Genomic DNA, 10,806 nt, shown 5'->3' on the forward strand with positions numbered 1-10,806 from the left:
TTGAGGTGTGCGCGGTCTGCCCGGTCGGCTCCGCGCAGGCGGAGATGGACCGGTGGTCGTGGAGCTGCTGTCGGCTCAGGTCACGTCGGCTCCGCGCAGGCGGAGATGGACCGTCCGCGCGCCAGATCCGCCAGCGGGGGAAGTCGTCGGCTCCGCGCAGGCGGAGATGGACCGGGCGGTGAGGAGGGGCGGCGGAAGGTGCGCCGGTCGGCTCCGCGCAGGCGGAGATGGACCTGTCTGTGGTTGTGGTCGCGGTCTCGGGGGGCGTCGGCTCCGCGCATGCGGAGAAGGAACGCCCACGTCCAGGGCGGCAGGGGCGCAGGGAAGGTGAGTTCCGCACCTGCGGAGACGACCCTGACGCTGCTCCCGGGCCCTACGCCCCCGACTCCTCCGAGTTGTCCAGCACCACGTCCGCGTGCTTCCTGGGCTGGTGGCGGGTGTCGAATGCCTCTTCCTGGGCTGCCCACATCGGTCGCCAGGGCGCGTACAGCTCTGCGTCCCATCGTGCGTTCAAGCGCCTGTGACGCACCTCTTCAGGCGCCTCGACCCACACCAGCAGGGACAGGAACGGGCGCAGCTCCTCTGCGCCACATCCGCAGCCCTCGATGACCAGTGTGTCGGCCACCTCGGCGCCGTCCCAACCCCCTGCGTCGTCGGGGGCCCAGTCCCCGGTCTCCCAGTCCCATCGGCGCCAACGCGGGTCGCGGCCCTCCGCCAACGGCTCCAGCACCCATTCGCGCACCAGGGGAGCGGCCGCCTCCAGCCCCTCCCACCCGGGATACAGGTCGTCCATGTGCACCACCGGGCACCGCAGCCGCGCCGCCAACGCCTCCGCCAGCGCCGTCTTGCCCGCTCCCGAACGCCCCTCCAGCGCCAGGACCCTGCAGCGTCCGGCCCGTGCGGGCGCGCATCGGAGGAGGTCGGCGGTGCGGTCGCGCCAGTCGGCGGAGCGGGTGGAGATGGCGCGCGCGGGGATCTCAGGCACGCGCGGCAGCCTACCGCCGGTCCGGGCGATCGGAGGGGAGCGAGGCGCGCCAGGCGTAAAAGGGGAGGCGTGAATGACCGCTTCCGGACCCGTGTTCCGCCGGTGCCGGGCGCCGAGTCTGCGTTCACGGCTTGTAAGCTGCCTGACCACCGGCTTCAATGCCGACGGAACCACTGAACCCCTCCGCCCCGTCCCCTGACCCCCACCCCCGCCCCCCGACACCCGTGACCCGGCCCGCCCTCCCCGGCCGGGCCGTGGGGCGCGAAGCGAGAAGAGGCGCCGTGAGCGACGTCCAGACCACCCCCGGCTCCCAGGCGGCACTGCGCCGGGCCAACCGGGACCGCGTCATCGCCGCCCTCCGTGAGTCCGGCTCCCTCACCCAGGCCGAGATCGCCCGCGCCACCGGGCTTTCCGCGGCCAGCGTCTCCAACATCGTCCGCGACCTGCGCGCGGTCGGCGCCGTGTCGGTCCGCCAGACCCATTCCAACGGCCGCCGCGCCCGCGCCGTCACCCTCCGCCGCTCGCCCGGCGCCGTCGTCGGCGTCGACTTCGGCCAGGACCGCATCACCGCCGCCCTCGGCGACGCCGAGGGCGCCACGCTCGCCCGCGAGACCATCGCCTACGACGTCGCCGCCGACCCCGGGCGGGGGGTGCGGCGCGCCGTGTGGCTGGTGGAGACGGTGCTGGCCGCCGCGCGCGTGGACCTGTCGTCGGTGCGCGCGGTGTGCGCCGCCGTGCCCGGCCCGGTGGACCTGGACACCGGCGAGGTCGGGGCCATCACCTGCATGCCCGCCTGGGCGGGCGCCCGGCCCGCCGACGACCTGGCCGACCGGCTGGGCGTGCCGGTCACCGCCGAGAACGACGCCAACCTGGCCGCCCGCGCCGAGCTGGCCGAGGGGGCCGGGCGCGGCCTGCGGCACCTGGTCTACGTGCGGCTGGCCGAGGGCGTGGGCGCGGGCATCGTGGTCGACGGCCGCGTCTTCCCCGGGGCGGGCGGCACCGCCGGGGAGATCGGCCACCTGGGGCTCGACGAACGCGGCCAGGTGTGCCGCTGCGGCAACCGCGGGTGCCTGGAGACCCACGTGGGCGCCCGCTACCTGCTGGAGATGGTGCCCGCGCAGGGTGCCGCCGGGACGCCGGGCAGCGTCGCCGAGCTGGTGGCGGCGGCCGCTGCGGGCGACCCCGGCGCGCGGCGGGTGGTCGCCGAGGCCGGGAACGCGCTGGGCCGCGCCCTGGCGATGCTGGTCAACGCCTTCAACCCGGAGGCGCTCGTCATCGGCGGGGACCTGGCCGAGGCAGGGGAGGGCCTGATGGAGCCGATGCGCCGAAGCCTTGAACTCGGGGCGCTCGGCAGCGCCGTGCAGAGGGTGAAGGTGGCGCGGGGCGCTCTGGGGCCCGAAGCCGTGCTGCGCGGGGCCCTCGCGGCCGCCGCGGCCAGCGCCGACGCCTCTGTGTGACGCCGCTCTCACCTTGCGCTGTGACACGGTTCGATAACGGCGAACACCTGCCACAGAACTTCACATATCTGGCACTATGGCTCTGACCTGCATGAACGCTTGTGTTCAAGGTTTTAAACAACCTGTCGTGATGCATCGGTGATGCGTTCAAGGCTTGACGACAACAGGCGCCGGAGTTTGACTTCACGTCATCCGTTCACCGGGCGCACCCCCACCGAGATCCCTCGAAGCACTCCCTGCACGGCACCGCCCGGTGCGCACCCCAGACCCGGAGGACCATCCCCTGTGAACACCACACGACGCTTCGCGCGGTTCGCCGCACCGGCCGCGATGGCCGCATTCGCCCTGCTTGCGGCGGGCTGCGGCTCCCTCACCACGAGCGGACAGGACGCCGAGGGCGAGGCCCACAGCGTGGACGAGGGCTTCACCGTCGGCCTGCTGCTGCCCGAGTCCAAGACCGCGCGCTACGACAAGTTCGACAAGCCCTACTTCGAGGAGGCGCTGGCCGAGCGCTGCGAGAACTGCGACCTGCTCTACCAGAACGCCGACCAGGAGACCGCCAAGCAGCAGTCCCAGGCCGAGGCCATGCTGACCGACGGCGTGGACGTGCTGGTGCTGGACGCCGTGGACTCCGAGGCCGCCGCCAGCATCGTCAAGAACGCCAAGGGCCAGGGCGTCCCGGTCGTCGCCTACGACCGGCTCGCCGAGGGCGGCGTCGACTACTACGTCTCCTTCGACAACGAGGAGGTCGGCCGCGTCCAGGGGCGCGCCCTGCTGGAGGCGCTCGACTCCGAGGAGGCCGGGGAGGACGCCGAGATCGTCATGATCAACGGCTCGCCCACCGACCCCAACGCCGGCGACTTCAAGTCCGGCGCCCACGAGGTCCTCGACGGCCAGGTCGACATCGCCAAGGAGTACGACACCCCCGACTGGTCGCCCGACCGCGCCCAGACCCAGATGGAGCAGGCGATCACCGCCGTCGGCGCCGACGACATCGCCGGGGTCTACTCGGCCAACGACGGCATGGCCGCCGGGATCGTCGCCGCGCTCAAGAGCGTCGGCGTCGACGACCTGCCCCCCATCACCGGCCAGGACGCCGAGATCGCGGGCATCCAGCGGGTGGCCGCGGGCGAGCAGTACATGACCGTCTACAAGGCCATCCGCCCCGAGGCCGAGATCGCCGCGGACATGGCCGTGGCCGCCGCGACCGGCGAGGAGTACGACGGCGGTGACAACGGCCTGACCCAGGTGGAGGATGCCTCCGGCGAGAAGGTCAATGCGGTCCTGCTCGACCCCGTCGCGGTCACCGCCGACAAGATCGAGGAGACGGTCGTCTCCGACGGCTTCTACACCGTCGAGGACATCTGCACCGAGGACTTCGCCGACACCGACTTCTGCAAGGAGATGGCGGAGTAGGGAACCGGGGGAGCGGGCGGTCCGGCCCCGAACGCGCAGGACCGCTCCCCCCCCGGTGCGGAAGGCCCGGGCCGTCCCCCGCCCGGAACCGGCCGCACCGAATCCCCGGCCGGGGCAGGCCCACCCCCTCCGGGCCGCCCCGGCCCTCCCGGGAGCCCCCGGGGGCCCGCACCTCCGGGGGCTCCCACCCCGCCCGCCGGGCACCGGCCCGCCGCAGCGCCCCCGGCCCCGCCGGGGCCGCCGCACGAGGCCGGCGCCCCCAGCCACGTCCACCGACCTCCGCCCGCCGGAGCCAAGGGGAAGACCCATGAGCACACCCGTCCTGGAACTGTCCGGGATTTCCAAGAGATTCGGCGCCGTCCAGGCGCTCAGCGACGTCGACCTGAGCATCGACGCGGGCGAGGTCGTCGCCCTCCTCGGCGACAACGGCGCCGGAAAGTCCACCCTCGTCAAGGTCATCGCCGGCGCGCACCCCGCCGACGGCGGCCGGATCCTGTGGGAGGGCGCGCCGGTCACCATCGCCAAGCCCGGCGACGCCCAGCGCCTCGGGATCGCGACCATCTACCAGGACCTCGCGCTCTGCGACAACCTGGACATCGTCGCCAACCTGTTCCTCGGCAACGAGCAGATGCGCCTGGGCACCCTCGACGAGGTCGAGATGGAGCGCAAGGCCCGCGAGCTGCTCGACTCGCTGTCGGTGAAGATCCCCAGCCTGCGCGTCCCGGTCGCCTCGCTGTCCGGCGGCCAGCGCCAGATCATCGCCATCGCCCGCGCGCTGCTCGGCGAGCCCAAGGTCGTCATGCTCGACGAGCCCACCGCCGCCCTCGGCGTCGCCCAGACCGCCCAGGTGCTCGACCTCATCGAGCGCCTGCGCGACCGCGGCCTCGGCGTGATCCTGATCAGCCACAACATGGCCGACGTGCGCGCCGTCGCCGACCGCGCCGCGGTGCTGCGCCTGGGGCGCAACGCCGGGGACTTCGCGGTCGAGGAGACCAGCTACGAGGAGATCGTGGCCGCGATCACCGGCGCGTCCGACAATCCTGTGGCGCGGCGCAACGAGCGCGTCGCGGCGTCCCGGACGGGAGACGAGTGATGGCGGCACAGCAGACACCGGTGGCCGCGGAGAACGGCCCGTCCGAGCAGCAGGCCCCGGCCGACCCCCGGCTCATCGTCACCCGCACCTCCCCGGGCGGCCTGCTGGCCGCCGGGCTGCGCCGCCTGCGCGGCGGCGAGCTGGGCCCCGTACCGGTCATCGTCGGGCTGATCGTGATCGCCGTCGTCTTCCAGTCGCTGCACGGGCGCTTCCTGTCCCCGCAGAACCTGTCCAACCTGACCGTGCAGGTGGCGGCGGTCGGCCTGATGACCACCGGCGTCATCATGGTCCTGCTGCTGGGCGAGATCGACCTGTCCATCGGGTCGGTGGCCGGGGTCTCGGCGTCGATCACCGCGGTGCTGGCCGTGCGCTACGGCCTGCCCGAGTGGGTGGCGATCGCCGCCGCGGTGGCGGCCGGGCTGGCCATCGGCCTGGTGCACGGCACCATCTTCGCCAAGGTGGGCGTGCCCGCATTCGTGGTGACCCTGGCCGGGCTGCTCGGCTGGCAGGGCCTGCAGCTCCAGCTGCTCGGCGGCGACGGCACCATCAACGTCAGCGACAGCGGGGCCATCGCGGCGCTCACCCAGACCTACTTCGTCCCCGCGGTCGGCTGGTTCATCGCCGCGGTCGCGGTCGGCGCCTTCGCGCTGTCCACCGTGCTCGGCGAGCGCCGCCGGGCCGCCGCGGGGCTGGCGTCCAAGCCCGCGGGCGAACAGCTGCTGCGCACCGCACTGCTGGCGCTCCCCCTCTTCGGCGCCGTCGCGGTGTTCAACCAGTTCAAGGGCGTGCCGCTGGCGTTCCTGATCTTCGTGCTCTTCGTGGTCGCCTTCGACCTGATGCTGCGCAAGACCCGGTACGGCCGGATGGTGTTCGCGGTCGGCGGCGGCGCCGAGGCGGCCCGCCGGGCGGGCATCAACGTGGACCTGATCCGCATCTCGGTCTTCGGCCTGGCCTCGATGCTGTCCGCGCTCGGCGGCGTCATCCTGGTGTCCCGCTCCTTCTCGGCCAGCCTGGACACCGCCGCGGGCGAGGAGCTGATGATGGCCATCGCCGCCGCGGTCATCGGCGGCACCAGCCTGNCGGCAACGCCTACTCGGCGCTGCTGGGCGGCCTGGTCCTGGGCGCCATCACCTCGGGGCTGTACCTGCTGCAGATGGGCACCCCGGTGCGGTACATGATCACCGCGGTCGTGCTGCTGGTGGCCGTGGTCCTGGACGCCGTCAGCCGCCGGAGCCGCAAGGCGCACGCCCGCGGCGGCTGACGGGGCGGGCCCGGCGCCCCGCCGTGCCCGTGAGCCCCGTCCCCGCCGCCCCCGCGCCGCCCGTCCGCCCCGGCGCGGGGGCGGCGGCCGGACGAGAGGCGAACCCCGCCGGGCCGGTTCCGCACCGGCCCGGCGGGGTGTCGGCGTCTCCTGCCGTCACTCGCGCAGGCGGCCCAGCAGCCCTGCCGGTTCGGGGTAGGGCGGCTCCTCGGGGAGGAGGCGTCGGGCCGACACCAGGTCGCCCCCTTGTACGCGGCCGTGGACCTCTCGGGCGAGTGCGGTCACGTCGGTGATGGAGACCGTCCACTCGTCGGCATAGCGGCGGGCCGCCTCGCCCATGAGGCCGAGCTGCAGCGAACGGTGGGGGAGCGGTCGCAGGTGCAGGTCGCGCTCGGGGTCCCACTGGACACGGGTCGGCGCCCGCTTCAGCTCGCGCTTCCAGGCGGCTTCATCAGCGTGCAGGCCGGGCCGGAAGTGGGACAGGCACGCGTGCTCCAACGCCCACTCGAAGCCCTCTCGGGTGATCTCGACGGCGAGGACGGTCTCCTGGTCCGGCTTGGCCGCCCAGCCGCAGCGGTACATCATCCAGAGGAACGACGGCTTGATCCATGTCATCCGGTCGCGCTTCCAGGACGAGGGGAAGGCCCCGTCCCGGGCCGCGGGCAGGCCGATCCGCGGGGCGTAGGCCTGGTAGACGACGACCGTGGACGCGGTGTGGCGGGCGCGGATCTGATGCCGGGGAACGGGCTCTGTCACGCGGACAGTGTGCCGAGCCGCCCCGCTCCGCGCCATCGAATTCTCCGCAGGGGCGGCGGCGCGGGAAGGGGCCGAAGGGCGAGTGGTCGTCGGATCCTCCGATGACCGTACCCCCGCATTCCTACCGGTATCCGGGAGATATACCGTCTGCGGAATCATGCCCGATCCGCTCTTCCTCGCCGTCGCCGGTGCCGCCGTGGTCATCGGCGCGGCCGTGCAGAGCAGCGTGGGGCTGGGGCTCGGCCTGGTCGCCGCCCCGGTCATCTCGCTGCTGGACGCCTCCCTCATGCCCGTCGCCCTGCTCATCGCGACCGGGGTGCTCCCCGTCTTCACCCTGGCCTCGGAGTGGCGCCACATCGACTGGCGCGGCCTGGCCTGGGGCGTCCCCGCCCGGGTCCCCGGCTCCCTGATCGGGGTCGCGGTGGTCGCGACCCTGGACCCCGGCATGCTCGGTGCCGCCGTGGGGGCCATGGTCCTGGTCGCGGTCGGGCTGTCGCTGCTGCCGGTGCGGGTGCGCCCCACCCCCGCGGCCCTGCTGGCCGCCGGGACGGTGTCCGGCGCGATGGGCACCGCCACGTCCATCGGCGGACCGCCCATCGCCCTGCTCTACCAGCACGAGGACGGGCCGCGGGTGCGCGCCACCCTGGCGGGGTTCTTCCTCGCGGGCATCACGATCTCCCTGCTCATGCTCGCCGCCACCGGACAGGCCGACGCCCGGCAGCTCGCCGCCGGTGCCGCCCTGCTGCCGTGCGTGGTCGCCGGGTACCTGCTGGGCCGCCCCCTGCGCCGCATCGTCGACGAAGGGCTCCTGCGCACCGGCCTGCTGTGCACGGTCGCCGTCTCGGGCACCGTGCTCATCGTCCGCTCGTTCCTGTGACCGGCGCGGGGCCGCGGGCTCAGGTAGGCTCCGGCGACCATGGGCACAGGTGAACGCACCCGGACACAGCGCAGGCCCACCGCCGGGGACCTGCGGTCGGCGCACGGCGCCGTCATCCCCGACGTCCTCGGCCCCGGCCTGAACGTCCTGTTCTGCGGCATCAACCCGGGCCTGTACTCGGGCTGGACCGGGCACCACTTCGCCCGCCCCGGCAACCGCTTCTGGCCCGCCCTGCACCGCGCCGGGTTCACCCCGCGCCTCCTCCGCCCCGACGAGCAGGACGAGCTGCCCCGGTGGGGCCTGGGCATCACCAACATCGCCGCACGCGCCACCGCCCGCGCGGACGAACTCACCCCCGAGGAGCTGCGCGAAGGCGGGCGGGCCCTGGCCGAGCGCACGGAGCGGCTGGCGCCCGGCGTGCTGGCCGTCCTCGGCGTGACCGCCTACCGCTCGGCCTTCGGGGCGCCCAAGGCCCGCATCGGCCCCCAGGACGGCGTGCGGATCGGCGGCGCCCCGGTGTGGGTGCTGCCCAACCCCAGCGGCCTCAACGCGCACTGGACGGCCGACGCGATCGCCGGAGAGCTCCGCCGGGTCCGCGAACGCCACGGCGGCGGCCCCGCGGGCGGATCCCCCGGGTCGGGGCCGCACGCGTCTACGGGGCGGTAGGTTCGGGTAATGCACGGGTCACGGCGACCGTAGACTCGGGGGGACCGCGCGTGGGGCCGCAGCCCGCACCCGCGAGTCGGAACGCTGAATGAGGGGACTGACGAGAGTTGACGCTGCTCGAATCGGTGCGCAATCCGGACGATCTGAAGAGGCTCCCGGCCGAGCGCATCCCGGCGCTGGCCGCCGAGATCCGTGAGTTCCTCGTCTCCGAGGTCTCCCGCACCGGCGGGCACCTGGGCCCCAACCTGGGCGTCGTCGAACTGACCATCGCCCTGCACCGCGTCTTCGACTCCCCCCGCGACCCGGTGCTCTTCGACACCGGCCACCAGGCCTACGTGCACAAGATGCTCACCGGCCGCCAGGACTTCTCCCGCCTGCGCAGCGAGGGCGGGCTGTCCGGCTACCCCTCCCGCGCCGAGTCCGAGCACGACTTCATCGAGAACTCGCACGCCTCCACCGTGCTCTCCTACGCCGACGGCCTGGCCAAGGCCAACGAGGTGCGCGGCCGCACCGGCAGCACCGTGGCCGCGGTGATCGGCGACGGCGCCCTCACCGGCGGCATGGCCTGGGAGGCGCTCAACAACATCGCCGAGGGCGAGCGCCGCCGCCTGGTGATCGTCGTCAACGACAACGGCCGCTCCTACTCGCCGACCATGGGCGGGCTCGCCGACCACCTCGCCTCGCTGCGCATGACCCCCGGCTACGAGCAGGCCCTGGACATGGCCAAGACCGCGCTCAACCGCGCCCCCGTCGTCGGCCAGCCCCTCTACGACGCCCTGCACGGCCTGAAGAAGGGCCTCAAGGACGCCATCCAGCCCCAGATCATGTTCGAGGACCTGGGACTGAAGTATCTGGGCCCCATCGACGGGCACGACGAGGCCGCGGTGGAGAAGGCGCTGCGCCGCGCCCGCGACTACGGCGGCCCGGTGATCGTGCACTGCCTCACCCGCAAGGGCAAGGGCTACGCCCCGGCCGAGAACCACGACGAGGACCAGTTCCACGCCCCCGGCGCGTTCGACCCCGAGACCGGCCGCGCCAAGTCCGCCCCGGGCGGCGGCCTGAAGTGGACCAAGGTCTTCAGCGAGGAGATGGTCCGCCTGGGCGGCGAGCGCGACGACCTGGTCGCTATCACCGCCGCGATGCTCCACCCCACCGGCCTGGCCCCCTTCGCCGAGGCCTACCCCGACCGCACCTATGATGTGGGCATCGCCGAGCAGCACGCCGCCACCTCGGCCACCGGGCTGGCCATGGGCGGGGTGCACCCGGTGGTGGCCGTCTACGCCACCTTCCTCAACCGCGCCTTCGACCAGGTCCTCATGGACGCCGCCCTGCACCGCCAGGGCGTCACCTTCTGCCTGGACCGGGCCGGGATCACCGGCACCGACGGCGCCAGCCACAACGGCATGTGGGACCTGTCCATCCTGCAGGTGGTGCCCGGCCTGCGCCTGGCGGTGCCGCGCGACGCCACCCGCCTGCGCGAGGAGCTGCGCGAGGCGGTGGCCGTGGACGACGCCCCCACCGTGCTGCGCTACCCCAAGGGCACCGTGGGCGAGGACATCCCGGCGGTCGGCCGCATGGGCGGCATGGACGTGCTGCGCAGCGCCGCCGAGGCGGGCCACCCCAAGGACCTGCTGCTGGTCGCCGTCGGCGCGATGGCCCGCACCTGCTGCGAGGCCGCCGACCGCCTGGCCGACGAGGGCATCGGCGCCACCGTGGTCGACCCGCGCTGGGTCAAGCCCCTGGACCCGGCCCTGGTCGAGGAGGCGGCCCACTACCGCGCCGTGGCCGTGGTGGAGGACAACGGCCGCGTGGGCGCCGTCGGCGACGCGGTTGCCCGCGCGCTGCGCGACGCCGAGCTGGACATGCCGGTGCGCACCTTCGGTGTGGAGCAGGAGTTCCTGGACCACGCCTCGCGCGAGGCGGTCCTGGAGAAGATGGGCCTGACCCCGCAGGTCCTGGCGCGGCGCCTGATGGGCACCGTGTCCCGCCTGACCGACGCGGGCCGCCCCGAGCGCGAACTGGCCGACGGCGAGCCCGCGCAGAGCTAGGGCCTGACCCAGGCAACACACCCGAGCCCTAGGACGTGTTGCTTGGGTCATGACCTGCTGCGCGACGCACCAGGCACGCCACTCGCCGCGTTCTCATCGGTCGGCGGCATGCCCAGGCCGACTCCCCCGGCTATTTCGGGAACACAGCGGCCTTGCCATGGACATGACGCCGTAAGTGCCTTTCTACGGCCGTGCTCCGATCGACACGCACTAGGCCGCCCTCCCCGGCCGTACCGGCGGGGGGGCG

8 protein-coding genes, 1 pseudogene and 1 CRISPR repeat array are annotated in these 10,806 nt (G+C 73.8%); of the genes and pseudogenes, 7 read left to right on the plus strand and 2 right to left on the minus strand.

Annotation, left to right across the window (positions count from 1 at the left end):
* The first annotated feature begins 23 nt into the window (after positions 1-23).
* Positions 24-294: direct repeats of the CRISPR family, unit length 28 nt; unit sequence GTCGGCTCCGCGCAGGCGGAGATGGACC.
* Between the two features lie 79 nt (positions 295-373).
* On the minus strand, positions 374-985 hold the full coding sequence (locus D476_RS0108925; RefSeq protein WP_017623601.1) for an AAA family ATPase: 612 nt from the start codon (positions 983-985) through the stop codon (positions 374-376).
* 281 nt (positions 986-1,266) lie between these two features.
* On the opposite strand from D476_RS0108925, the gene D476_RS0108930 reads away from it, so the two are divergent.
* The 4 genes and pseudogenes from D476_RS0108930 to D476_RS32615 all read left to right on the plus strand — a co-directional run bounded on the left by D476_RS0108930 (position 1,267) and on the right by D476_RS32615 (position 6,212).
* Positions 1,267-2,442, plus strand: a complete 1,176-nt coding sequence (locus D476_RS0108930; RefSeq protein WP_017623602.1) for an ROK family transcriptional regulator — start codon at positions 1,267-1,269, stop codon at positions 2,440-2,442.
* A gap of 285 nt (positions 2,443-2,727) precedes the next feature.
* Complete coding sequence (locus tag D476_RS0108935) at positions 2,728-3,858, plus strand: ABC transporter substrate-binding protein (protein ID WP_017623603.1); 1,131 nt, start codon at positions 2,728-2,730, stop codon at positions 3,856-3,858.
* A gap of 307 nt (positions 3,859-4,165) precedes the next feature.
* A complete protein-coding gene (locus tag D476_RS0108940; RefSeq protein WP_017623604.1) occupies positions 4,166-4,951 on the plus strand; it encodes an ATP-binding cassette domain-containing protein in 786 nt (261 codons plus the stop codon).
* A pseudogene (locus D476_RS32615) lies at positions 4,951-6,212 on the plus strand (sugar ABC transporter permease). The gene D476_RS0108940 and the pseudogene D476_RS32615 overlap by 1 nt, the downstream one beginning before the upstream one ends.
* Before the next feature lie 156 nt (positions 6,213-6,368).
* Here the strand turns inward: D476_RS32615 and D476_RS0108950 are convergent.
* On the minus strand, positions 6,369-6,968 hold the full coding sequence (locus D476_RS0108950; RefSeq protein WP_017623606.1) for a DUF4291 domain-containing protein: 600 nt from the start codon (positions 6,966-6,968) through the stop codon (positions 6,369-6,371).
* Positions 6,969-7,125: 157 nt separating this feature from the next.
* Here D476_RS0108950 and D476_RS0108955 point away from each other — a divergent pair, with 157 nt between their 5' ends.
* The 3 genes from D476_RS0108955 (at position 7,126) to dxs (ending at position 10,559) form a co-directional block, all read left to right on the plus strand.
* Positions 7,126-7,845 (plus strand): sulfite exporter TauE/SafE family protein, encoded by a 720-nt coding sequence (locus D476_RS0108955; protein ID WP_017623607.1) that lies wholly within the window; start codon positions 7,126-7,128, stop codon positions 7,843-7,845.
* Positions 7,846-7,884: 39 nt separating this feature from the next.
* Positions 7,885-8,511, plus strand: coding sequence for a G/U mismatch-specific DNA glycosylase (gene mug / locus D476_RS0108960; RefSeq protein WP_017623608.1), 627 nt, complete (start codon positions 7,885-7,887; stop codon positions 8,509-8,511).
* Between the two features lie 107 nt (positions 8,512-8,618).
* Positions 8,619-10,559: a 1-deoxy-D-xylulose-5-phosphate synthase gene (gene dxs / locus D476_RS0108965; RefSeq protein ID WP_017623609.1), complete on the plus strand. Its 1,941-nt coding sequence runs from the start codon at positions 8,619-8,621 to the stop codon at positions 10,557-10,559.
* Positions 10,560-10,806: the final 247 nt, after the last annotated feature.

The organism is Nocardiopsis chromatogenes YIM 90109, assembly GCF_000341185.1.
GTDB lineage: Bacteria > Actinomycetota > Actinomycetes > Streptosporangiales > Streptosporangiaceae > Nocardiopsis_A > Nocardiopsis_A chromatogenes.

Coding starts and splice junctions, on each gene's coding strand:
- D476_RS0108940 (WP_017623604.1), top strand. CDS start 4,166: ATGAGCACACCCGTCCTGGAACTGTCCGGGATTTCCAAGAGATTCGGC.
- D476_RS0108955 (WP_017623607.1), top strand. CDS start 7,126: ATGCCCGATCCGCTCTTCCTCGCCGTCGCCGGTGCCGCCGTGGTCATC.
- mug (WP_017623608.1), top strand. CDS start 7,885: ATGGGCACAGGTGAACGCACCCGGACACAGCGCAGGCCCACCGCCGGG.